This is a genomic window from Paracoccus maritimus (assembly GCF_025195095.1).
GTDB classification, from domain to species: domain Bacteria; phylum Pseudomonadota; class Alphaproteobacteria; order Rhodobacterales; family Rhodobacteraceae; genus Paracoccus; species Paracoccus maritimus.
In genome coordinates this window covers 78560-100043 of sequence record NZ_JANAVZ010000004.1, presented here as the reverse complement: position 1 = coordinate 100043, position 21484 = coordinate 78560, and the positions used below count along the sequence as shown (strand labels likewise).

Genomic DNA, 21484 nt, shown 5'->3' with positions numbered 1-21484 from the left:
TCCTCAGGGCCGGGTTCCCGCGATCAGACGGCAATCTTGCCGCTGTCGCCAACAGGATCGCTGGCACCGCAATCCGCGGCTGTCCCTCCGCGTGCGCGCCGACGCTTGGGTCTGATCGAATCCGGCACCGCCATGTTCTCGTCGATGAAGTCCAGCACCAGCGGCCGAATATTCAGACGCCAGGATTTGCCGGCGAAAATGCCATAGTGACCCGCGCCTGGTTCCAGATGCTGCTGCTTCTTTTCGGCTGGAACGCCGGTGCACAGATCCAGCGCGGCAACACACTGTCCGGGCGCCGAGATGTCATCATTGCTGCCTTCCACGGTCATGATTGCGACATCGCTGATCTTGCCGATATCGACGGGATTGCCGTTCACCGTGAAACGGTTCTGCGCGATTTCCAGGTTCTTGAAGATCCGCTCGACCGTGGAAAGATAAAACTCGGCCGTCATGTCCATGACGGCCAGGTATTCGTCATAGAATCTGTTGTGCCTGTCGCCTTCGGTGGCGGTTCCGCGGGCCTCATTGAAAATCTTGTCGATGAAGGCGCGCGCATGCGTCTCGGCGTTCATGGCGATGAAGGAGGACAGCTGCGCAAGCCCTGGATAGACCATGCGTCCGGCACCGCGATACTTGAAGCCGACGGACTGGATGGCAAGATGCTCTAGCTCGCCCATCGTCATGCGATTGCCGAAATCCGTGACCTCGGTCGCGGCGGCGTCCGGATCGACCGGTCCCCCGATCAGCGTCAGGGTTCGCGGCTGCGAACCGGGATCTTCCTCGGCAAGCATTGCGGTTGCGGCCAATGCCAGCGGTGCCGGTTGGCAGACGGCGACGACATTGGTGTCAGGCCCGAGATGCTTGATGAAGTCGACCAGATAACTTGTATAGTCCTCGATATCGAACTTGCCTTCGCTGACAGGGATATCGCGGGCGTTGTGCCAATCGGTGACATAAACTTCGCAATCGGGAAGAAGCGACGTGACGGTGGACCGCATCAAGGTGGCGTAGTGCCCCGACATGGGCGCGACAAGCAGCACCTTGCGCGGACTGGTCTCGCGCCGGGCGACGCGGAAATGGATCAGATCGCCGAAGGCCCGGCGCATCACCGGCTCGACATAGACGATGTGATCCTGGCCGTCTTCGCCGGCGATGGGGGGGATTTCCCAGTCAGGCTTGATGACCATGCGCGAGAAGCTGCGTTCGGTGACGCGGCCCCAGGCGCTGAGAACCTTGATGGCAGGGTGGGGGATCAGCGCGAATGCGGGATACGACCCAAGGGCGCGTGCGGTGGCGCCCAGCCATTCGTTGGTGTTCCGAATCGTTTCCATCGCGTCGTAGGACACGATTCCCTTGATTCCTTTCATCGGCATTCGATCCACCATTTGCTGCGCCGCAGCGCGTTTCGTGTGGCGGGTGAAGGGTGTAGGTGTCGGCATAAGCCGGGTTTACCCTGCGCCTGCCCTGCGCGTATGATCATAGTGTTTCTAGGGGGAGAATTGCGATATGGCAAGCGAGACGGGCCCGACGGGAAAGAAGCCAACTCGTCAGACTGGCCGAAAAGCGACTTCTGGAAAGCCTTTGAAGCCTGAAGATAATGGCAACGTGGAAGCAGGTGCGAAAGCCACGCGACGCCGTGGGTCGGACGCCAAGAAGGCAACCGCAGCGACATCGCCGAAACCGGCCTCCAAACCCCGGAGTCGCGCTGCAGTTTCTGCGCCGACGACAACGGCGAAGGCCAGCGAAGCGGTCGATGCTGCGATGCAGCAAGAAGCCGGGAGGCCAGCGCGAACCCGAAAGACCGCGCGACCCAAGGCCGAGCCCGCGGTCACAAAGGCCGCGTCATCGGCTGCAAGCGAGGCAGAGGCGCGGCAAGCAGATGAAACGCCCGACGCCGGTTCTGGTGCACAGACTGCTGCCGAGGCCGCCGAAGCGATGTTCATGGCGGGCGGCGCGCCGACCGCCCGCAGACTTGCCGAGAATATCGAGCGTATCGAGGCCTTGGGTCATCGACTGGTGACCGCGCTGGGTGAACGCGCGCTGCCCAATCCGGGCGTCGAGGCGCCGGGGCCCGAGTTAATGATGACGGCTGCGGGGGCGTGGATGAAGGCGCTGGCCGAACAGCCGGCGCGCGTGATCGAACAGCAGGTGTCCTATTGGGGCGAAACGCTGAAGCACTACACACGGGCCCAGCTTGCGCTTGCACGCGGACAGCTGACCGCCCCCGATGATGATGCGCCGGCGGACAAGCGGTTTCAGAACCCGCTTTGGCAAAGCCATCCTTACTTCAACTTCGTCAAGAACCAGTATCTGATCAACGCGCGCGCGCTGCAGGATGCCTCTGCCGAACTGGAATTGCCCGATCAGGTCGCCCGGCGCAGGGTGGACTGGATGACGAAGCAGGTCGTCGACATGATGTCCCCCACGAATTTCCTGGCGACCAATCCGGACGCGCTGGAAAAGGCCATCGAGACCGAGGGCGAAAGCCTTGTGCGCGGGCTGGAAAACCTGGTGCGAGATGTCGAGCAGCACGGCGGCGAGATGATCGTGTCCCTGGCCGATACGGATGCCTTCACCGTGGGCGAAAACATCGGCACCGCCGAGGGCAGCGTCGTGCACAGGACCCCGCTTCTGGAACTGATCCAGTACAAGCCGACGACGGATCAGGTTCACGAACTGCCGCTGATGATCTTCCCGCCCTGGATCAACAAGTTCTACATTCTCGATCTGAAGCCGCAGAACAGCATGATCCGCTGGCTGCTGGATCAGGGCCATACGCTGTTCGTGGTCAGTTGGAAGAACCCGGACACCAGCTATGCCGATATCGGCATGGAGGACTATATCGACGCCTATCTGGATGCGATGGACAAGGTCCGCGAACTGACCGGCCAGCCCAGGCTGAACGTGGTGGGATACTGCATTGCGGGAACTACGCTGGCACTGACACTGGCGCTGTTGAACAAGCGCGGCGACGATCGTGTCAATGCCGCGACCCTGTTCACCACACTGACGGATTTCTCGGACCAGGGAGAGTTCACGACCTTCCTGCAGGATGATTTCGTCAACGGCATCGCGGAAGAGGTGCAGCGCCACGGCCTGCTGCGCGCCCAACTGATGTCCCGCACGATGAGCTTCCTGAGGGCGAATGATCTGGTCTGGGGGCCGGCAGTGCGCAGCTACATGCTGGGCGAGACGCCGCCGGCATTCGATCTGCTGTTCTGGAACGGCGACAGCACCAACCTGCCGGGCCGGATGGCGATGCAGTATCTGCGCTTTCTGTGCCAGAAGAACGCGTTCGCCACGGATGGTTTCGACCTCATGGGGCACCGGCTTCATTTGTCGGATGTCAAGACGCCGCTCTGCGCCGTGGCATGCGAAGGCGACCACATTGCGCCGTGGAAGGATTGCTGGAAAGGGGTCGCGCAGATGGGGGCGCCCGACAAGACCTTCCTTCTGTCCGAGTCCGGGCACATCGCGGGCATCGTCAATCCGCCCAGCAAGAAGAAATACGGCCACTATGCCGGCGGCGCGGATTTCGACCATGGGCACGAGGCGTGGCGCGAATCGGCCGGTTTCGTTGCAGGCAGCTGGTGGCCCCGTTGGGGCGAGTGGCTGGCCGAGCGTGCGGGCAAGATGGTGCCGGCAAGGGCGCCGGAACGCGAGATTCTGCCGGCGCCAGGCAGCTATGTTCATGAACGCGCAGGCTGAACTGCCGTCTTGAATGCAACTTTGCCAAAGGCTTGCGCGATCCTGCGTATGCTGCATGAATTCTTTGCTGCAGCGCAGCATTAGGGGTTGAAATGCCGCGCTGCAGCATGCATATTGTCGATACGTTAATGGATCGCGGCCAGCCTTACCCCTCCCAAGAACGGGGCCGCGACAAAAGGAGTGACCGAGATGGCAAAGACCCCTGATTTCACCAAGACGATGCAGGACATGATGGCGAACTTCCCGATCGACACCTCGTCGATGCAGGACGCCATGAAATCGCAAAGCGCCCTGGGCGAGCGTCTGGCCAAAGTGGCCCTGACCGCCGCCGAGCGTTCGACCGAGATTTCGGCCCAGTGGGCCAAGGATAGCATTTCGCGCATGGGCGAGCTGGCCGTCGTGAAGGAAGAGCCTTCCGAGTACGCCAAGTCGTTCAGCGACTATGCTTCGGCCTCGGCTGAAGTGGCTGCCGAACACATGGCCGCCTTCGCCGAAGTCGCGAAGAAGGTCCAGATGGACACGGTCGATCTGATGCTGACCGCCGGCAAGGACATGTCCTCGGACGTGCAGAAAGCTGCCGAAAAGGCAACGCGCGACACCCAAGCTGCTGTCAAGAAAGCCAGCAGCGCTGCCGCGAAGTAATCGCAGCTACAGCGTAGAAGCACTGAAAGGGGGCGGGTGACCGTCCCCTTTTTTCGTGGCGAAGGGGCGGCGGGGCGCAACCGCCGGGCAGCGCATAATTTTTCTTTGCCTTTTCGCGGTGCTGCACCCATCATGCACGAAAGGAAATGCAAGAGGGGCCGAAAATGCCCGCAGACGCCAAGCCGCTGCTGATAAAGAGATATGCCAGTCGGCGGCTCTATAATACCGAAACCAGTGACTATGTGACGCTGGACGATATCGCGTCCTTCATCCGCGATGGTCGCGAGGTGAAGATCGTCGATCTGAAGTCGGGCGACGATCTGACCCGGCAGTACCTGTTGCAGATCATCGCCGAGCACGAGGGCAGGGGCGAGAATGTCCTGCCGATAGACGTGCTGACCGATCTGGTGCGCAGCTATACCACCAGTGCCCAATCCGTGGTGCCGCAGTTCCTGGCCGCCAGCTTCGAGATGTTGCGCGATGGCCAGTCCAAGCTGATGGAGAACATGGCGACAATTCCGAACCCGATGGCCAAGATGCCGGGCTTCGACGCCATGCAGCGCCAGCAGCGCATGTTCCTCAAGGCCATGATGGGGGGCTGGCACGGCGGCGCTTCGGGCCCCGAACCCGAGGATCTGGACTCGGAACAGGCGTCCGGGAGGGCAGGGCAGAATGAACCCCGTTCCCATCCTGGACCTGATGGCGCCGCCAAGTCGGGCGTGAAGTCCTACGTCGCCGACGCGTCCGATCAGCAAGACATGGACGAGATACGCCGTCAATTGGCCGAGCTTCAGAAGCGAATTTCAAATCTCTGACTTGCACGCCTTTGCGTCACCCGCTAGACCGGCGCCGTCGGAGCGGTGGCCGAGTGGTCGAAGGCGCACGCCTGGAAAGTGTGTAGGCGGGAAACCGTCTCGAGGGTTCGAATCCCTCTCGCTCCGCCATCATCCCTGTTGCGAACACGGACAGGCGCCCATCGCGGCGCGGAAATAGTCGTGTTTTCAAAGGGCTTTGCTTCCCCCATGCGAACCTCTGAGACCGCGCGCCGGGCCTATTCCGGGCTCTGAACGGCGCTCCGTCTCTGTTCGAGCGAACCTCGCCGTTTTCGGTTCGGTCGGAAATTACCTCGTCTTTCCAATAGCCTGAGTTTCGACCCCGCCAAAACTTCGCCCCTTGTGTCCATCGCCTTCGTGACAAACAGAGCCGCAACACGCGAGAGGCGCAGCCGCTGGGTGCGATGGTCTAATGGCGCGTAGCGGTGGCGGTGTCCGCCCGTGACGAAAACCGGAAAACCCCGACGACAAAAGGACTTGAACTCGTTAGCGTTACAAGGCGCAGGGCGATGACCGACGGCACTTGTAGACCAGCCATCAGCATAGGGAACGATTTTCAGGAGAGTGCATGGGAACAGTCGATATCATCCCCGACATCCACGGGCAGATCGCCAAACTACGGGGAGCGCTCGATGCCCTCGGATGGCGGCGGAGTCCGGCGGGCTGGATCCATCCCGACCCGGAGCGGACCATCGTCTTTCTGGGCGACTTCATCGACCGCGGACCGGAAAACCGGGCCGTCATTCACCTGGTGCGCGACCTGATCGACAGCGGCAAGGCCCGCGCGATCATGGGCAACCACGAGCTCAATGCCCTTCACTTCCACACGGCCCACCCCGCGACCGGCCAGCCCCTCCGCGCTCATTCGGAGAAGAACCTGCGCCAGCACGCAAGCTTCCTGGCGGAGTTCCCCGTCGGTGCCGGCGAGACCCGCGAGGCGCTGGCGTGGATGCGCAGCCTCCCGCTGTTTCTGGAAGCTGAGGGTTTCCGCGCCGTGCATGCTTGCTGGGTCGACCCCAAGATCGACCGGGTGCGGGCGCTCACCGAGGACGGCGTTCTGTCCGAAGAGCAGTTGATCCTCGCGGCTGATCCTGCCGACGAGCTTTTCCACCTTGCCGAGGAAATCACGAAGGGGCCCGAACACCAGCTTCCAGATGGGTTTGCATTCCGCGACAAGGACGGCACCCACCGCGATCACGTTCGGCTGCAATGGTGGAATGCAGGGGCCCGGACCTGGCGTGACATCGCTATCTCGGTTCCTGTTCCGGATGATCTGCCCGGTGTACCACTACCGGGAACACTGATGGCGCAGACCTATCCCGCCCACGAACGCCCGGTATTCTTCGGCCATTACTGGCTCAGCGGCGATCCGGTCCTGCAGGCTCCGAACGCGCTGTGCCTCGACTATTCCGCCGGCAAGGATGGGCCGCTGGTCACATACGAACTGCACCCGGGTGAGACATTGCTCTCCCCCGACCGGGTTTGGCTTCACGCGATCCCTGACTGACCCGTCGTCTCAGTCGAACACCTTCCCCGGCTGCTCGTCCCAAGGCAGGGACGCGACAAAGCACAGATCATAGATGCTGATCGTCGAGGGCTCGCGGTGGATGACAAGCCGCTCGAGCACCTCGGGCGCGAGCCAGGCGAGGCGCAGGAGGCGGCTGACGTAGCGGTCGGACAGCCCCTCGTCGGCGGCGAGATCGGCGAGAGTGGCGACGTCGCCGCGTTCCAGCCGCTGCCGCCAGCCCCATGCGCGGCCGATGGCGCGCAGAAGATGAGGATCCTGCCCGCGGTTCATGGCGGCCTCGACATGCTTCGGCGGCAGGATCCGGGGGCGGCCGCCGCGGCGGCGCAGTTCGAGCGAAATGTGGACGCGCAGGGTGTCGGGCGCGGGCATCAGGCGACCTCCTTCTTCGGCGGGGCCATCAGCGCGGCGATGGCGCCGAGGCCATCATGGCGCAGGTCGATGGCGAGGCCCGCCTCGCTTACCGTGATGCGCGCGACCAGCAGCTGGACGATGCGCGCCTGCTCGGCCGGGATGAGCGCCTTCCATAGGTCGTCGAACTGCGCCAGCGCGGCGACAACGGTGGTCTCATCGAGATCGGGCCGCTCCTTCCGGACCGCCCGTGCGGTGCGCGCCGCGACCTCGGGCGTGCGCAGCATCCGGCGGATTTCGCCGATGACGGCCTCCTCGACCATGGCACCCGGCAGCCGCTGCGGGCCGCGCAACTCGGCTGCAGGACGTTTCCGGATCACGTCCATCGAGGTGTAATAGCAGTAGCGCTTGCCCTTGCGCTTGGTGTGGTGGGGCGTCATGGCGGCGCCCGTCTCGGTGAAGATCAGCCCGCGCAGGAGCGCAGGCTGGGCTGTGCGCGCCACCGCCGCCCGGGCGACGCGGTTGTTGGCGATGACCTCGTGGACCTCGTCCCACAGCTTCTTGTCGATGATCGCCTTGTGCTCGCCCGGATAGACCTCGTCCTTGTGCACAGCGAGGCCGAGATAGACCTTGTTGTGCAGGAATTTCAGCAGATAGCCCCGATCGAACACCGCGCCGCGCTTGGTGCGGATGCCGCGAGTGTGCAGCTCCTTCAGCACCTGCGCGGTGGAACTGGAGCGGGCATAGAGGCGGAAGATCGTCAGGACGTGCTCGGCCTCGGCGGGCTCGATCACCAGTTTGCGGTCCTTCACGACATAGCCGAGCGGCACCGGCCCGCCCATCCACATCCCCTTCCGGCGCGAGGCCGCAAACTTGTCGCGGATGCGCTCGCCGATCACCTCGCGTTCGAACTGGGCGAAGCTGAGCAGGATGTTCAGCGTCAGCCGGCCCATGGACGTCGTGGTGTTGAAGGACTGCGTGACCGAGACGAAGGTGACGCCGTGGCGGTCGAAGATCTCCACCAGCTTCGAGAAATCCATCAGCGCGCGGCTGAGGCGGTCGATCTTGTAGACCACCACCACGTCGATCAGCCCGGCCTCGATGTCGGCGATCAGCTGCGCCAACGCGGGCCGGTCCAGCGTCCCGCCAGAGAAGCCGCCATCATCGTAGCGGTCGCGGAGCGCCACCCATCCCTCCGCGCGCTGGCTGGCGATGTAGGCCTCGCAGGCTTCCCGTTGGGCGTCGAGGCTGTTGAACTCCATGTCGAGCCCTTCTTCGCTCGACTTGCGTGTATAGATGGCGCAGCGCAGGCGGCGGACGGGTTCGAGCTTTGCGCGGCTCATGAGCGGGCCTCCGCGCCATGGGCCAGCCCGAAGAACTTCCACCCGTTCCAGTGACTGCCGGTGATCGCCCGCACTGCGGCCGAGAGCGACTTGAAGCGCCGCCCCTGCCATTCAAAGCCGTCGGTCAGGACGGTGACGACCTGCTCCTCGCCCTGCCATTCGCGCACCAGCTTGGTGCCGGGGATCGGGCGGCGGGGATCCGCGATCAGCGGACCCGGCGCGCCAGTGGCGACCTCGGCCGCCAGCGCGTCCAGCGTGCGCCGCGTCGCGGGCTTGATGCCGCCATGGGCCAGTTCCTGGATCCGGTAGCCGATCCGCAGCTCCAGGTTCCCCCGGCTGGCGTTCGGCGCGGGCGCGCCGAATATCACCCGCCACTTGCCCTGCAACTCGGGCACCGTCATCGCCTTCAGCGCCGCCAGTTCGGCCAGGACGTCGATCCCCTCCGCCGGGCGCGCAAGCGCGGCCCTTGCGCCTGATTTACTTGTGTTTTTTCTCATGCGTCGTCTCCAACTCGGTTTTGCACCTGTCTCCGACGACGGCGTCTGAGGGCGAGAATGTCCAGCGAACTGTCTCCGCTGAGCGGAGAATTATCGTTTGTTTCTCGTGGGTTGGTCCGCGCGATGGCGCTGGCGAGAATGGTGGCCAACTCCGCCAGCCGCTCATCTGTGGAAAGCTTCTCGGCGGGCGGCGCGAAGGCGATGTCGTCTTGCATGGGGAGCGAACCTCCTGAGGCGGTTTGCTCCGTGTTCGCCGGTCGTGGCGAGGTAATTCAAGTCAAAACAATGGGTTGTCGTAAGCGGGCGAAAACGGGAGAAGGCGGGCGGGTTCGGCGTTCAATGCCGCGTCGCACCTCGCACCTTCCCATCTGTCTCCAGCCGCAGCGCCGCCCGCCACAACGGCGTCTTCATGAACACCGCGTCCTCGAACCGATAGCTGACCTCCCCGCACCCCTGCTTCAAAAGGCCCGCCCAACAGAGCGGGCGCAGGACCTGGATGTAGAGCTGGCCCATCACCTCGTCGTAGCGCGGAAGCGGACCCGTCTCGGGCGCTCCAAAGAGCACTCGGCGAAGGTGGCCGCCGGTGGCACCGTCCTCGGTCTCGATGTTCAGCACGTTTAGGAACACGTCCCAGTTGCCGAGGATCGGCGCATCGTCAAAGCGCGACATGCTGGCGTGGTTGATCCGGAACAGGAAGAACGGGACGACTGTGCCGAAGATCCGACCGGGATGGCCCGCAAGCGCCTGGCCTGCCTTGGTCAGGCGAAACTCGCCCTTGTAATGCCGCCCGAGCTTCGTCTCGATCATCAGGTCGTGCAGCACCATGAGCGGGGCGAAGTCGGGTTCGTTCAGCACCTTGTTCACGGCGAAGAGGTCCGCCTCAGTGTGGCCCGGCCAGTCGAACTCGGCCGCGGCCCAGTGCACGAACACGCGCTTGAACGCCTTGGACGGGGTCAGGGGGATGCCGCCATGCGCGCCGATCCAGGCAAAGGTCTTCTCGACCCCGCGCACCAGCGGTGAATGCGCCAGCGCCGGGTCGGCATCGTCGAGGTCACGCCATGCGATCATGATCGCCGATCCTTGCGCGCAAGATCGGCCATGGCCTTGCTCAGCAGATGACGGGGAATGTTGACCAGCGCGAAGCGATTCTTGCCGACGGGAACACCGTTGTCAGATGCTTCTATCACCAGTTCGACGTGATCGCCGCTGGCGTGCAGCTCCACGGTGATGTCGGCGTCCTCGAAGTCCACCTCATGACGGCGACCATTTCCGCCGCGGATGATGACGTGGGCCATTCTCAGATCTCCCGCGCAAACCAACGGATGCGGCCGACGATGTGGATCTCGTCGGCCGTTCTCTCGTATTCGGGGTAGTGCTTGTTGTCTGAAATGACGCGCACCGCGGGCGGGTCGCTGTTCGGGATGTGCTCGAGCCGCTTGGCGACCAGCCCCATCCCGTCGTCCAGCACGAAGATGCCGGGCGGGTTGGGCGCGCGGCGCGCCATGTCGACCAGCACCGCGTCACCGCTCAGGAGGGTCGGCGCCATGCTGTCGCCCGCGACATGCATGATGCGCAGCTGCGAGGGGCTGGCCTTGAGCTTGTGGCGGATCCACGACTGGCGAAAGTGGTAGACGCGGCCGGGCGTGTCGCCGTCCTCGGTCACGACCGCGCCGCCGCCCATCGCGGGGCGCGGCGTGGCGTGGGCGATCGCCACGAAGGCATCGTCGGGATTGTTCACGAAGGGTGGCGTGCCCTCGACCTCGCCGATCCCGTGGATCAGCCAGTCACGGTCGACCTTCAGCACGCGGGCGACCTCGGCCAGGCGGTCGATGCCGGGCCGGGCTGAACGGCCGCGCAGGATGTCGTAGACGAAGGAGCGATGCACGCCAGCCATCTCTGCGACATGGGCGGGACTGATGCCAAGCTGGTTGGCGCGGGCCCGCAGGCGGTCGGCCAGGGTGTGCTGCTCGGTCATGTTTTCCCCAAGGGTATGTGGATAGAATAGGATAAAACAGGATTGATGCGGACCCGTCAAGCGATTAGAACAAAACCTAAACAATCGCACATGGGAATCGGGGGTCCGGATGGAGATCGAGAAGTCGTATTTCACCCTGCCGGAGATCCTCGAGCGCTGGTCCATGTCCGAGGCGGACCTCGTGTACCTCGCGGAGAACGACCAGCTGCGGCTGTCGATTCGGGTGTTCAACCTGGCCGTCGAGCTTGGCGACTATGACGAGACGCCGGAAGGGGAGCGCTTCTCCGTGCCCTTCGAGCGGGGCCCGTTCAACGGGCTCCTGGATCTCCACGCCCATGACGTCTTCCAGCTGTTCCGGCATGGCGAGGTGAAGCTCAGCCGCTTCCGCTCGCACAAGGCCGACTATGCCTGCCTGACAGGGGAGCGAGAGCTCATCACCGTGCGGCAGCGCGATCTTTTCCTCAGGCGGGACGAGCGTGACCGCTTCGAGGCCGAGACGGGATTTGCAGGAGCGGCTGCCGGCCCGCGACCCGGCGCGTTCCATGCCTCCGCCGACTACCAGGATGCCCGCTGCAACGGTCAGCACTTCCGGTTGGGTGCAATCCAGGCGCAGGTCGTGCGTGCGCTGCACGAGGCGGCCAGGCGTGGCGAGCCCTGGCAGAGCGGCAAGGCGATCCTCGCCGCCGCGGGCTCGCGCAGCCTCAAGATGTCCGACGTCTTCAAGTCGAAAAAGAACTGGCGGCTGCTGATCGAATCGGACGGCCGCGGCGCCTATCGCCTGCTCGGGCTCTGATCTCGCGCCAACTCTCCCGTTCGCGCGCCCTCCCGATTCCCCCTGTGGGATGCGCCGGGGGATGAGAGGGGGATGGTGATCCCCCACGGAGCCATTCTCCCTTGGATTGAAAGGTTCCTGACGATCCCCCTCCGCATCCCACTCCAATCCTGACGACATCCCCTCGCGGGATTTCGCATCGTGCTCCCAACGAATGACACCGGGAGATGACGATGCAGCAGAAGACCTGCCTCACACAGAAGGAGCTCGCGCGGCGCTGGACGATCTCGCACCGCACGCTCGAGCGTTGGCGATGGGCCGGAGAAGGCCCCGCCTACATGAAACTCGGCGGCCGGGTGGTCTACCGGCTCGAGGACATCCTCGCCTTCGAGAAGGACCAGCTCACGCACACCGCTGACAGCGCGCGGGGGGCGGCATGATGGAGCGCCGTTCCGCAATCCACGGCAGCCGGGTCGTGTCGATCTTCGGGGCCGCTGGTCCCGCGCTCGACGAGGTGGGGCTCTCCGCCTGGATCGCGCAGGCCGCCCCGGGCGAGGCGCTGGTCTATCACCGCGGGTTCCTCGCCGTCGATGCCACCGGGGCCGTCTCGAACCTCACGCCCGAGCGCCAGCGCACCCTGCGTGGTGTCGCCGCCGCCGCCCTGCGCGCCGCCGAGCAGCGGCTTGTCCACCTCGTGCAGGCCCGGCTCGGCCCCGACCACTTCGCCTACATCGCCGTCGCCCGGCCGAGGCCCGGCCCCGCCGGCGCCGCCCTTTCGATGCGCCTCCTCGAGGCCGCCTGACCCTATCCCCCATCACGGAGATCCCCATGCCGTTCCCTGAGAACACCCCCTCTATCGACGAGCTGATCAACTTGCCCGCGGGCGAGATTGCCCAGCTTCCTGTCGAGCTTCTGGCCGCAATGCAGCGCGAGATCGACGCTGCCGCGAAGCAGATGAAGGCCGTGACCGCGCGCCTCAGTACCGCGCTCGAGGTCCGCTACGCCGCCCGCGCCGCCGAGGCCCGCCGCGTCTGCGGCAAGGACACCGGCACCGTTCGCCTCGCCGACGGCGATTTCACCGTGGTTGCCGATCTGCCCAAGCGCGTCGAATGGGATCAGGCCCGGCTTGCCGCCATGGTCGAGCGGATCCGCGCCGCTGGCGACGACCCATCCGAATACGTCGAGATCAGCTTCAAGGTGCCCGAACGCGCCTATGTCGCATGGCCCGAGGCGATCCGCCAAGGCTTCGAACCCGCCCGAACCGTGAAGACCGGCGCGCTGAAGATCGCGATCCTGCCGCAGGAGGACCGCGCGTGAGCCTCCCCATCATCACGGCCGATCAGCGACTGGCAGAGACGCGGGGCGTCAAGGGCGTGATCTTCGGCCCCTCCGGGATCGGCAAGACCAGCCTGCTTTGGACGCTGGAAGCCTCGACCACGCTGTTCTTCGACCTCGAGGCGGGCGACCTCGCCATCGAGGGAATGCTCATCGACGTGGTCCGGCCACGGACCTGGAAGGAGTGTCGGGACTTCGCGGTCTTCATCGGCGGCCCGAACCCGGCGCTCCGGCCCGAACAGCCCTACAGCCAGGCGCATTTCGACGAGGTGTGCGGCCGGTTCGGCGATCCGCGCGTCCTCGCCAAATACGACACCGTTTTCATCGACTCGATCACCGTGGCCGGGCGGCTCTGCTTCCAGTGGTGCCGCGGACAGCCGGAGGCGCATTCGGAAAAGACCGGCAAGCCGGACGTGCGCGGCGCCTACGGGCTGCACGGGCGCGAGATGATCGGCTGGCTGACCCACCTCCAGCACACGCGCGGCAAGAATGTCTGGTTCGTCGGGATCCTCGACGAGAAGCTCGACGACTTCAATCGCAAGGTCTTCGTCCCGCAGATCGACGGCTCGAAGACTGGGCTCGAGCTGCCCGGCATCGTCGATCAGGTCATCACGATGGCCAGCCTTCCGGACGAGCTGAACCGGCCTCAGCGGGCTTTCGTCTGCCAGACGCTGAACCCGTGGGGCTACCCGGCCAAGGACCGCTCCGGCCGCCTCGACCTGGTCGAAGAGCCCCATCTCGGCCGGCTGATGGAGAAGATCCGCGGCCCGCTGATCCCTGCGGAACGGCGGCTAACCTATTCGCCGCCGCAGCTGCCCCCGCCGCCCGGTCCGACGGCGACCGACACCCATTCCTATCCCACCAACTGAAAGGACCCGAGCCATGTCAGGCCTCTGGAACGACTTCAACGACGCCCAGTCCAACACGAACCTTATCCCCAAGGGGACGCTCGCCAAGGTGCGGCTGACCATCCGCCCCGGCGGCTTCGACGACCCGTCGCAGGGCTGGACCGGGGGCTATGCCACCCGTGGCTCGACCGGGGCTGTCTACCTCAACGGCGAGTTCACGGTCACCGAGGGCCAATACGCCCGGCGCAAGATCTTCACGCTGATCGGTCTCTACAGCCCCAAGGGTCCGGACTGGGCCAACATGGGCCGCAGCCTCGTGCGCGGCATGCTGAACTCGGCGCGCGGGATCTCGGACAAGGACCAGTCCCCGCAGGCGCAGGCGGCGCGGCGGATCGGGGGCTTCGCCGATCTCGACGGGATCGAGTTCGTCGCCCGCATCGACGTCGGCAGCGACGCCATGGGCGAGGAGAAGAACGAGATCCGCGCCGCGGTCACGCCCGATCATCGTGACTATGCGCAGGTCATGGGGCTGGCGGCGCAGCACGGCTATCAGCCGCCCGCGCAGCCCGCGCCGCTAAAGCCGGTCCAGCAGCCTGCGGCATCGCCGGTGCCGGGTCGTCCTGCCTGGGCACAGTGAGGGCGCGATGCTCCTCCGTCCCCGCCAGAAACTCTTCGTGGAGCGCAGCCTCGCTGCGCTCTCGACCCGCGGCAACACGCTGGGCGTGGCGCCGACCGGCGCGGGCAAGACGATCATGCTTTCGGCCGTCACCGGCAACATGACCGGGGACGGCGCCAGGGCCTGCGTGCTCGCCCATCGTGACGAACTGACCAGCCAGAACCGGGCGAAGTTCGCCCGGGTCAATCCGGGCATCGGCACATCCGTCGTCGATGCCACCGCCAAGTCCTGGGAGGGCCAGGTCACCTTCGCCATGGCGCCGACGCTGTCACGCGCCGCCAATCTGCAGGCCATGCCGAAGCTCGATCTGCTGGTGATCGACGAGGCGCATCACGCGGTGGCCGAGAGCTACCGCCGCATCATCGACCGGGTGCGCGACGCCAATCCGGAGGCCCGGGTCTTCGGCGTCACGGCGACGCCCAACCGGGGCGACCGGAAGGGCCTGCGCGAAGTCTTCGACAACGTTGCCGACCAGGTCCGGCTGGGCGAACTGATCGCGTCCGGTCACCTCGTGCCGCCGCGAACCTTCGTGATCGATGTCGGCGTGCAGGACCAGCTGCGCGCCGTCCGCAAGACCGCCGACGATTACGACATGGGCGCAGTTGCGGCGATCATGAACCGCGCGCCCATCACCGAGGAAGTGATCCGGCACTGGGAGGAGAAGGCCGGGAACCGCCAGACCGTGGTCTTCTGCTCGACCGTCGCGCACGCGGTCGATGTCGCGACCGCCTTCAACGAGGCCGGAAACCCGGCCGCCGTCGTCCTTGGCGACATGGGCTCCACTGAGCGGAAGATGGTGCTCGAGGCCTACGCGTCCGGGGAAGTACAGGTCCTCGTCAATGTCGCGGTGCTGACCGAGGGGTGGGACCACCCGCCCACCTCCTGCGTCGTGCTGCTGCGGCCCAGCTCCTACAAGTCTACCATGATCCAGATGGTCGGGCGCGGCCTGCGCACCGTCGATCCGGCCGAGCATCCTGGCGTGGTGAAGACCGACTGCATCGTGCTGGATTTCGGGATCTCGAGCCTGACCCACGGCACGCTGGAGCAGGATGTCGATCTAGACGGTCGCGATCCGACACCGGGCGAAGCCCCGACGAAGACCTGTCCGGAATGCGAGGCGGAGATCCCGCTCGCATCGCGGCAGTGCCCGATCTGCGGCTACGAATTCCAAGGCGGGAGCGTGACGACGCCGCTCGAGAACGTCGTCATGTCCGAGATCGACCTGCTGAAACGTTCGAGTTTCGTGTGGGAAGACCTCTTCGGCGACGACGCCGCGCTGATGGCCAGCGGCTTCAGCGCCTGGGGCGGCGTGTTCTTCCTCGAAGGCCGCTGGCACGCAGTGGGCGGCGCCAGAGGGCAGCCGACCTGCCTTCTCGGCGTGGGGGATCGGACGGTCTGCCTCGCGCAGGCCGACGATTGGCTGAACGAACACGAGAGCGATGAGAGTGCCTTCAAGTCGAAGCGCTGGCTGACGCAGACGCCGACCGAGAAGCAGCTGCAATACCTCTCGCCCGCGCAGCGGCAGGATTACGGGCTGACCCGCTACCGCGCCTCGGCGCTGATCACCTTCCAGTTCAACCGGCGTGACATTCGCCGGCTCGTCATGTCGGCCGCGCCCGAGCGGAGGGCAGCGTGAACCATGTCGCGCAAGTCCCATCCCCGTCCTCAGCGGCTGCGGATCGACCGGGCCGTGATCGCCTCTGGCATCCGCGGCCGATGCTCTGCGCCGTCTGCACATCCCGCACGCGCGGCTTCGGCTGGTTCGATCCCCACCGGCCGCGCCCAACCCGCACCCACCGCTGGTTCTGTTCCATGGGCTGCCAGGCGGCCTTCACCCGCAAAGCAAAGAGAGGACTGAGCATGGTCGACTTCACCGAAGAGGAAACTCAGGCGCTCCCCGCCGTCATGCGCGCGCTCGCCCCCGAGATGGAGCGGATCGGCTGGGACTGGCCCCTTGGGCAACTGACCCAGAACGACATGCACCGGCTGATTGTCACCACCGTCGAGGCTTTCCGCGCCGAGATGGCCGAGATCGCGAGCCAGTCGGAGATCCCGTTCTGATGCTGGACTTCAACAAGCGGCCCTCCATGGGCGAACGCATCAACGCGGCCGTGGATGCCGCGCTCGAGGCGGAGCGCGCAGCGACGCCACCTCGTGACTATCTCGGCGCATCGCGGCTCGGCCACGCCTGCGAGCGCGCGCTGCAGTTCGAGTTCGCGGGCGCGCCGAAGGACGAGGGTCAGGACTTCTCCGGCCGGTCGCTCCGCATCTTCTCGATCGGGCATGAACTCGAGGATCTCGCCATCCGCTGGCTGCTGGCGGCGGGGCTCGATCTGGTGACCCAGAAGCGCGACGGCGGCCAGTTCGGCTTCTCCGTCGCCGGCGGGCGCATCCGCGGCCATGTCGACAGGATCGTCGCCGAGGCCCCCGCGGCGCTGGGGCTGCGCACACCCGCGCTTTGGGAATGCAAGACGATGAACGCGAAGAACTGGCGCGAGACAGTGGCCAAGGGCGTGACCGTCGCGAAGCCGGTCTATGCCGCGCAGATCGCGCTCTACCAGGCTTACATGGAAGCGACGGTGCCGGGCATCTCGGCCAACCCGGCGCTCTTCACCGCGATCAACAAGGACACGGCCGAGCTGCACCACGAGCTCGTGCCCTTCGATGCCGACCTCGCGCAGCGCATGTCGGATCGCGGCGTGCGTATCCTGCGGGCGACCGACGCGGGCGAGCTGCTGCCGCGCATCGCCGCCAATCGCGACTTCTTCGAATGTCGGTTCTGCCCGTGGGCGGAGCGCTGCTGGAGCCTGCCGGCATGAGCGACGACAACATCATTCACTTCAACCCCTGGCGGGATTTCAACGACGCGGCGCCGCTGCACGATCCCTTCGCGGTCGAACCGGATGCAGACCAGATCACGCGCTTCGTCGATGTGGTCTTTGGCTATTCCGACGGGCTGATCCCGGTTCGCGGTTTCGTCGACAAGGGTCAGGGCAAGGACGGCCGGCCGCACAACATCTGGATCGACGCGGACGCCACCGCGCCCGAGAAGCTCGGCACCTTCGCGGGCTGGGCAGCGCGTGAGGGCGCGGCGGTCTATGTCATCCCCGGCACGGTGGCGGAGACGGGTCAGGCCCGCGCCGCGGACGTTCTGCAAATGCAGAGCCTTGTGGTCGATCTCGACTCGGGCGACATCCCGGCCAAGCTCGATCACCTCGTCCATCACCTTGGCCGACCGACCCTGATCGTCGAGAGCGGCGGGCGCACGCCCGAAGGCGCGACCAAGCTCCATGTCTGGTGGAAGCTGACCGAGCCCGCGGAGGGGGCGGACCTGGCCCGGCTCTGCAAGCTCCGCGGCGAGATCGCGCTGAAGGTTGGCGGCGACACGCATTTCCGTTCGGCCCACCAGCCGATCCGCGTGCCCGGGACGGTCTATCACAAGGGCGGACTCACCCGGCTTGTGCAGATCCGCGAGGCGACAGAGCTCGAGGTCGATCTCACCGAGATGGCCGAGCGCGTCGCCGACATGCCGCCCATGCTCGGCGTCGGCATGGCCACGGCCGAGCCCCGCGAGAAGCCCGCCATTGACGACGTGCTGGTGACCCCGGTCCACGAGGGCGGGACGGACGAGTGGTCCCGCTTCGAGGGCGCCTCGGCCGCCATCGGCTATTTCCTGCGGCTGGTCCACGAGGGCCGGATGTCGATGGACGAGGGCTGGACGGCGATCTGCGGCTACAACGCCGCGATGCTCCGCCCGTCCTGGCCGCTCGACCGGCTGAAGCGCGAGACGAACCGCCTCTGGGAGCTGCACATCAAGCGGCACGGGCCGCCGCTGATCCGCCTCGACAGCGCGGCACCTGCGCAAAAGGACCTGCTGACCTTCAGCCTAGGCGCGCTGCTCGACGATACGAGCCCGATGCCCGACGACATCATCGGCCCGCGCGTGCTGACGCCGGGCGGGCTCCTGGTGCTGGGCGGCGCGCCCAAGGTGGGCAAGAGCGACCTGCTGATCGCGTTGCTCGTGCACATGGCGGCGGGCGTGCCCTTCCTCGGCTTCACCCCGCCACGGCCGCTGCGGATCTTCTACCTGCAGGCCGAGATCCAGTACCACTACCTGCGCGAACGCATGCAGCAGATCGGCCTGCCGCCCGAGCTGATTGCGGCCGCGCGCGACAACCTGATCGTCACGCCGAAGCTGCGCATGCTGCTCGATGCCGAGGGCAGCGCCCGCGTGGCCGAGGCGATCAAGGCCGCATTCCCCGGCGAACCGCTCGACATCCTCTGCATCGACCCGATCCGCAACCTCTTCGATGGCGGGCCCGATGGCGGTGGCGAGAACGACAACGCCGCGATGATGTTCTTCCTGAAGGACCGGGTCGAGGTGCTGCGCGACCACGTCAATCCCGACTGCGGCGTGATCCTCGTCCACCACACCAAGAAGCTCTCGAAGCACCAGGTGAAGGAGGACCCGTTTCTCGCGCTCTCCGGCGCCAGCGCGCTCAGGGGCTTCTACACCACCGGCCTGATCCTGCACCGGCCCGAGGAGGACTCGACCCAGAGGCGGTTGGAGATCGAGCTCCGGAATGGCCCGGCGCTGCCGGCGAAGCTCGTGGACAAGGTCAACGGCAAATGGGTCGAGATCAACCCGATGAACGAGCGGCTCGTGCGCTCCGAGGTCGGCGCAAAGCACGACGCCGAGCGCGATCGCAAGCGGGACGTGATCCTCTCGATCCTGCTCGAGGAGGCGGCCGAGGGGCGGCTCTACACCATCAACCAGTTCGCTGAGGCCTTCGAGAACAAGGGCGGTCTGGGCGGCAAGGACACGATCCGCGACCGGATCGCCGTGCAGGCCACCAAGGGCGCCATCAAGTTCATCCGCGACGGCGCGCCCTACGGCCTCGGGCCTTCGCGATCGCGCTTCGGATACCTCTGCGTCGAGGGGATGGTCATGCCCATGGACGGCGAGGCTGTCGATCCGGCGACCGGAGAGGTCACTGCCGCCAGCATCGCGGTCCTGCCCACCCACTACAAATCGCCCCAGACCGGAGCGCTCCTCGAGGTCGAGAACCCGCAGGTCTGGGTCTATCCGGAGGGGGAACGGCCATGAACGCCCCCGCAGATCGTTTCGCGCAGAATTGCGCAGGGACCAGTTTGAACCAGATGCGGGGCCTTGCCGAAACTGCCCCGCCATCCGTTCGCGAACATGCGCAAACGCCCGCTGTGATCAGTTTCGGCCCGTTTCCGAAACTGCCCCCGCAAGATTGCGCAGATGCCGCAACCGCTACGCTGCACCCAGTTTCGGGCGAGTCAGGAGAAAGCACCCTCCCGAAACTGGAATTCCCATTTCTCGTCAGTGTGTTGATGCGGTTTTCCAGTTTCGGGGGTGAAACCACCCCCTACGGGGGTGGGGGAGAACGCCGCAGGCGGGTTCTCCCACGCCCACCCCCAGGGGTTTCGCGCGCGATGCCTGCCCACGCGCCAACCTTCCGATCCGACGACGGCGGCCCCGTACCGCCAAGCACCAGACCGCCGTCGTCTTCCACCCGAGCAGCCAACCAGAAGAGGAGACCACTCATGGCTGACCTGACTCTCGCCGCACACCGCCGCGAGGCAATCCCCGATCTGCCACCCGTATCCCGATCCTACAGGTCGATGCTGGCGCTCGACCTCGGCACCGCCACGGGCTGGGCGCTGCACGGCATCGACGGGCTGATCACCTCCGGCACGGCATCCTTCCGCCCCGGCCGGTTCGATGGCGGTGGCATGCGGTATCTCCGCTTCACCAACTGGCTGACCGAGATCGACCGGCTGTCCGGACCCGTCGCCGCCATCTGGTTCGAGGAGGTCCGTCGCCATGCCGCGACCGATGCGGCCCATGTCTATGGCGGGCTGATGGCCACGCTGACCGCATGGGCCGAACTGCGCGGCATTCCCTACGAGGGCGTCCCGGTCGGCACCATCAAGCGCCACGCCACGGGCAAGGGCAACGCTCCCAAGGAGGCGATGATCGCCGCGGCCCGGGCGCGCGGCTTCAGCCCCGCCGACGACAACGAGGCCGACGCCATCGCGATCCTGCTCTGGGCGCTGGAGACCAAGGGGGGCATGCAATGAGGCGGTTTCCCCGTGGCTATGGCGGCGAGCGCCGCAACCCCGAACAGGTCAAGCGCGACGGCTGGAAGGAGCAACGCGTGTTCGCAGTTTCCCTTGAGGACCAGAGACTTACTTGGCCTGAGCGGGAGCTGGTGCGGCAACTCGGCGAGCGTCTCTACGGCGCGCGCCCAACACAACGAGAGGTGAGGAAATGACCCATTGGACACCAGCCGACGTGGAGGCGCGGCTCTCCGAGGCGGGTATGATCCTGCGCCGTCTGCCGGAGCCCCGGCGCAACGGATACTTCAGCACATGGCCAGAGATCGTCCACGGTTTCGCCGACAAGGTGGGCCAGGAGCCGAAGCCCATGCGCGTCTCGCCCTCGCCGCGGGACATCGCGCGGATGGAGGAGACGCTGACCTGGACGAACTGCCTCGAGCCCATCGACGGCAAGATCGTCTGGATGAAGGCGCATGACGAGCGCTGGAAGAACATCTGCTGGCACGTCGGTCTCTGCCACGCCGCTGCGCATCAGCACTGGCGCTACGGGCTGTCGCTGATCGCGCTCAACCTCAACAGGCAGCCGTTCAACCGAAAACTGCCGATCCTCGAGATCATCAAGCTGGCGCGCAGCCTGTAGGAAAGTCTCGTGTAGAGGGTTTTCGCGCAGACAAAAACGCCTCTCCCGGGCTAGAAAGTGGATATGCTCGGGAGAAGCGCGCGCGGCGCAGCCCCGAACGAAACCATCCTTTCGTTGGCGAGGGCCGTTGGAAAAGGAAAGGCGCTGATCCTTTCCTTGCGGACCGATGTCCGCGCCCGCCACCCCCCCTCAGACGACTTCGCGGTTCCTTCTCCGCGACATTCGTATGCTGGCGGGCGAAGCGCGGGA

Annotated in this window: 24 protein-coding genes and 1 tRNA gene; 17 read left to right on the top strand and 8 right to left on the bottom strand. The window is 65.7% G+C overall.

The window, feature by feature from the left end:
- Positions 1–23: 23 nt before the first annotated feature.
- Positions 24–1367 carry a polyhydroxyalkanoate depolymerase gene (phaZ, locus tag MU516_RS08210; protein ID WP_425606828.1) on the bottom strand — a complete coding sequence of 448 codons (1344 nt, stop codon included), beginning with the start codon at positions 1365–1367 and terminating at the stop codon, positions 24–26.
- A gap of 394 nt (positions 1368–1761) precedes the next feature.
- Here phaZ and phaC point away from each other — a divergent pair, with 394 nt between their 5' ends.
- The 5 genes from phaC to MU516_RS08185 all read left to right on the top strand — a co-directional run bounded on the left by phaC (position 1762) and on the right by MU516_RS08185 (position 6690).
- Positions 1762–3708 carry a class I poly(R)-hydroxyalkanoic acid synthase gene (gene phaC / locus MU516_RS08205; RefSeq protein WP_425606827.1) on the top strand — a complete coding sequence of 649 codons (1947 nt, stop codon included), beginning with the start codon at positions 1762–1764 and terminating at the stop codon, positions 3706–3708.
- A 189-nt stretch (positions 3709–3897) separates the two neighbouring features.
- Positions 3898–4350 carry a Phasin gene (locus tag MU516_RS08200; RefSeq protein ID WP_260276718.1) on the top strand — a complete coding sequence of 151 codons (453 nt, stop codon included), beginning with the start codon at positions 3898–3900 and terminating at the stop codon, positions 4348–4350.
- A 164-nt stretch (positions 4351–4514) separates the two neighbouring features.
- Positions 4515–5165, top strand: coding sequence for a polyhydroxyalkanoate synthesis repressor PhaR (phaR, locus tag MU516_RS08195; RefSeq protein WP_260276717.1), 651 nt, complete (start codon positions 4515–4517; stop codon positions 5163–5165).
- A 39-nt stretch (positions 5166–5204) separates the two neighbouring features.
- Positions 5205–5294 (top strand) — tRNA-Ser (locus MU516_RS08190).
- A 457-nt stretch (positions 5295–5751) separates the two neighbouring features.
- Positions 5752–6690, top strand: coding sequence for a metallophosphoesterase (locus tag MU516_RS08185; RefSeq protein WP_260276716.1), 939 nt, complete (start codon positions 5752–5754; stop codon positions 6688–6690).
- A gap of 9 nt (positions 6691–6699) precedes the next feature.
- Here MU516_RS08185 and MU516_RS08180 read toward each other — a convergent pair whose 3' ends face one another.
- The 7 genes from MU516_RS08180 to MU516_RS08150 form a co-directional block, all read right to left on the bottom strand.
- Positions 6700–7080, bottom strand: a complete 381-nt coding sequence (locus tag MU516_RS08180; protein ID WP_260276715.1) for a hypothetical protein — start codon at positions 7078–7080, stop codon at positions 6700–6702.
- Positions 7080–8402, bottom strand: a complete 1323-nt coding sequence (locus MU516_RS08175; RefSeq protein WP_260276714.1) for a recombinase family protein — start codon at positions 8400–8402, stop codon at positions 7080–7082. The genes MU516_RS08180 and MU516_RS08175 overlap by 1 nt, the downstream gene beginning before the upstream one ends.
- Positions 8399–8899, bottom strand: a complete 501-nt coding sequence (locus tag MU516_RS08170; protein WP_260276713.1) for a DUF2924 domain-containing protein — start codon at positions 8897–8899, stop codon at positions 8399–8401. Before MU516_RS08170 ends, MU516_RS08175 begins: the two co-directional genes overlap by 4 nt.
- Entirely contained in the window at positions 8896–9114 is a 219-nt protein-coding gene (locus tag MU516_RS08165) for a hypothetical protein (protein WP_260276712.1), read from the bottom strand. The genes MU516_RS08170 and MU516_RS08165 overlap by 4 nt, the downstream gene beginning before the upstream one ends.
- 121 nt (positions 9115–9235) lie before the next feature.
- Complete coding sequence (locus tag MU516_RS08160; protein WP_260276711.1) at positions 9236–9967, bottom strand: hypothetical protein; 732 nt, start codon at positions 9965–9967, stop codon at positions 9236–9238.
- Positions 9964–10194, bottom strand: coding sequence for a hypothetical protein (locus tag MU516_RS08155; RefSeq protein WP_260276710.1), 231 nt, complete (start codon positions 10192–10194; stop codon positions 9964–9966). Before MU516_RS08155 ends, MU516_RS08160 begins: the two co-directional genes overlap by 4 nt.
- A 2-nt stretch (positions 10195–10196) precedes the next feature.
- A complete protein-coding gene (locus MU516_RS08150) occupies positions 10197–10874 on the bottom strand; it encodes a LexA family transcriptional regulator (protein ID WP_260276709.1) in 678 nt (225 codons plus the stop codon).
- Positions 10875–10983: 109 nt separating this feature from the next.
- On the opposite strand from MU516_RS08150, the gene MU516_RS08145 reads away from it, so the two are divergent.
- The 12 genes from MU516_RS08145 (at position 10984) to MU516_RS08085 (ending at position 21235) form a co-directional block, all read left to right on the top strand.
- Positions 10984–11667 carry a hypothetical protein gene (locus MU516_RS08145; protein ID WP_260276708.1) on the top strand — a complete coding sequence of 228 codons (684 nt, stop codon included), beginning with the start codon at positions 10984–10986 and terminating at the stop codon, positions 11665–11667.
- 206 nt (positions 11668–11873) lie between these two features.
- Positions 11874–12086 (top strand): helix-turn-helix transcriptional regulator, encoded by a 213-nt coding sequence (locus MU516_RS08140; protein ID WP_157115320.1) that lies wholly within the window; start codon positions 11874–11876, stop codon positions 12084–12086.
- Positions 12083–12448 (top strand): hypothetical protein, encoded by a 366-nt coding sequence (locus tag MU516_RS08135; RefSeq protein WP_260276707.1) that lies wholly within the window; start codon positions 12083–12085, stop codon positions 12446–12448. Before MU516_RS08140 ends, MU516_RS08135 begins: the two co-directional genes overlap by 4 nt.
- Before the next feature lie 26 nt (positions 12449–12474).
- Positions 12475–12963, top strand: coding sequence for a hypothetical protein (locus MU516_RS08130; protein WP_260276706.1), 489 nt, complete (start codon positions 12475–12477; stop codon positions 12961–12963).
- On the top strand, positions 12960–13850 hold the full coding sequence (locus MU516_RS08125) for an ATP-binding protein (protein WP_260276705.1): 891 nt from the start codon (positions 12960–12962) through the stop codon (positions 13848–13850). The genes MU516_RS08130 and MU516_RS08125 overlap by 4 nt, the downstream gene beginning before the upstream one ends.
- A 13-nt stretch (positions 13851–13863) precedes the next feature.
- A complete protein-coding gene (locus tag MU516_RS08120; protein ID WP_260276704.1) occupies positions 13864–14466 on the top strand; it encodes a hypothetical protein in 603 nt (200 codons plus the stop codon).
- 7 nt (positions 14467–14473) lie between these two features.
- Positions 14474–16141, top strand: coding sequence for a DEAD/DEAH box helicase (locus MU516_RS08115; RefSeq protein ID WP_260276703.1), 1668 nt, complete (start codon positions 14474–14476; stop codon positions 16139–16141).
- 224 nt (positions 16142–16365) lie between these two features.
- A complete protein-coding gene (locus MU516_RS08110; protein ID WP_260276702.1) occupies positions 16366–16566 on the top strand; it encodes a DUF6511 domain-containing protein in 201 nt (66 codons plus the stop codon).
- A complete protein-coding gene (locus MU516_RS08105) occupies positions 16566–17324 on the top strand; it encodes a PD-(D/E)XK nuclease family protein (protein ID WP_260276701.1) in 759 nt (252 codons plus the stop codon). The genes MU516_RS08110 and MU516_RS08105 overlap by 1 nt, the downstream gene beginning before the upstream one ends.
- A complete protein-coding gene (locus MU516_RS08100; RefSeq protein ID WP_260276700.1) occupies positions 17321–19612 on the top strand; it encodes an AAA family ATPase in 2292 nt (763 codons plus the stop codon). The genes MU516_RS08105 and MU516_RS08100 overlap by 4 nt, the downstream gene beginning before the upstream one ends.
- Positions 19613–20079: 467 nt before the next feature.
- Positions 20080–20616 (top strand): crossover junction endodeoxyribonuclease RuvC, encoded by a 537-nt coding sequence (locus MU516_RS08095; RefSeq protein ID WP_260276699.1) that lies wholly within the window; start codon positions 20080–20082, stop codon positions 20614–20616.
- 190 nt (positions 20617–20806) lie between these two features.
- Positions 20807–21235 carry a DUF6362 family protein gene (locus MU516_RS08085; RefSeq protein ID WP_036719356.1) on the top strand — a complete coding sequence of 143 codons (429 nt, stop codon included), beginning with the start codon at positions 20807–20809 and terminating at the stop codon, positions 21233–21235.
- Positions 21236–21484 lie beyond the last annotated feature (249 nt).

Bases quoted from the DNA above. Each gene is read 5' to 3' on its own strand.
- phaR (WP_260276717.1), top strand. From the start codon at position 4,515: ATGCCCGCAGACGCCAAGCCGCTGCTGATAAAGAGATATGCCAGTCGG.
- MU516_RS08100 (WP_260276700.1), top strand. From the start codon at position 17,321: ATGAGCGACGACAACATCATTCACTTCAACCCCTGGCGGGATTTCAAC.
- MU516_RS08095 (WP_260276699.1), top strand. From the start codon at position 20,080: ATGGCTGACCTGACTCTCGCCGCACACCGCCGCGAGGCAATCCCCGAT.
- MU516_RS08165 (WP_260276712.1), bottom strand. From the start codon at position 9,114: ATGCAAGACGACATCGCCTTCGCGCCGCCCGCCGAGAAGCTTTCCACA.
- MU516_RS08120 (WP_260276704.1), top strand. From the start codon at position 13,864: ATGTCAGGCCTCTGGAACGACTTCAACGACGCCCAGTCCAACACGAAC.
- phaZ (WP_425606828.1), bottom strand. From the start codon at position 1,367: ATGAAAGGAATCAAGGGAATCGTGTCCTACGACGCGATGGAAACGATT.
- MU516_RS08130 (WP_260276706.1), top strand. From the start codon at position 12,475: ATGCCGTTCCCTGAGAACACCCCCTCTATCGACGAGCTGATCAACTTG.
- MU516_RS08140 (WP_157115320.1), top strand. From the start codon at position 11,874: ATGACGATGCAGCAGAAGACCTGCCTCACACAGAAGGAGCTCGCGCGG.
- MU516_RS08185 (WP_260276716.1), top strand. From the start codon at position 5,752: ATGGGAACAGTCGATATCATCCCCGACATCCACGGGCAGATCGCCAAA.
- phaC (WP_425606827.1), top strand. From the start codon at position 1,762: ATGCAGCAAGAAGCCGGGAGGCCAGCGCGAACCCGAAAGACCGCGCGA.
- MU516_RS08115 (WP_260276703.1), top strand. From the start codon at position 14,474: ATGCTCCTCCGTCCCCGCCAGAAACTCTTCGTGGAGCGCAGCCTCGCT.
- MU516_RS08200 (WP_260276718.1), top strand. From the start codon at position 3,898: ATGGCAAAGACCCCTGATTTCACCAAGACGATGCAGGACATGATGGCG.
- MU516_RS08145 (WP_260276708.1), top strand. From the start codon at position 10,984: ATGGAGATCGAGAAGTCGTATTTCACCCTGCCGGAGATCCTCGAGCGC.
- MU516_RS08160 (WP_260276711.1), bottom strand. From the start codon at position 9,967: ATGATCGCATGGCGTGACCTCGACGATGCCGACCCGGCGCTGGCGCAT.
- MU516_RS08085 (WP_036719356.1), top strand. From the start codon at position 20,807: ATGACCCATTGGACACCAGCCGACGTGGAGGCGCGGCTCTCCGAGGCG.
- MU516_RS08110 (WP_260276702.1), top strand. From the start codon at position 16,366: ATGGTCGACTTCACCGAAGAGGAAACTCAGGCGCTCCCCGCCGTCATG.
- MU516_RS08180 (WP_260276715.1), bottom strand. From the start codon at position 7,080: ATGCCCGCGCCCGACACCCTGCGCGTCCACATTTCGCTCGAACTGCGC.
- MU516_RS08135 (WP_260276707.1), top strand. From the start codon at position 12,083: ATGATGGAGCGCCGTTCCGCAATCCACGGCAGCCGGGTCGTGTCGATC.
- MU516_RS08150 (WP_260276709.1), bottom strand. From the start codon at position 10,874: ATGACCGAGCAGCACACCCTGGCCGACCGCCTGCGGGCCCGCGCCAAC.
- MU516_RS08175 (WP_260276714.1), bottom strand. From the start codon at position 8,402: ATGAGCCGCGCAAAGCTCGAACCCGTCCGCCGCCTGCGCTGCGCCATC.
- MU516_RS08105 (WP_260276701.1), top strand. From the start codon at position 16,566: ATGCTGGACTTCAACAAGCGGCCCTCCATGGGCGAACGCATCAACGCG.
- MU516_RS08155 (WP_260276710.1), bottom strand. From the start codon at position 10,194: ATGGCCCACGTCATCATCCGCGGCGGAAATGGTCGCCGTCATGAGGTG.
- MU516_RS08170 (WP_260276713.1), bottom strand. From the start codon at position 8,899: ATGAGAAAAAACACAAGTAAATCAGGCGCAAGGGCCGCGCTTGCGCGC.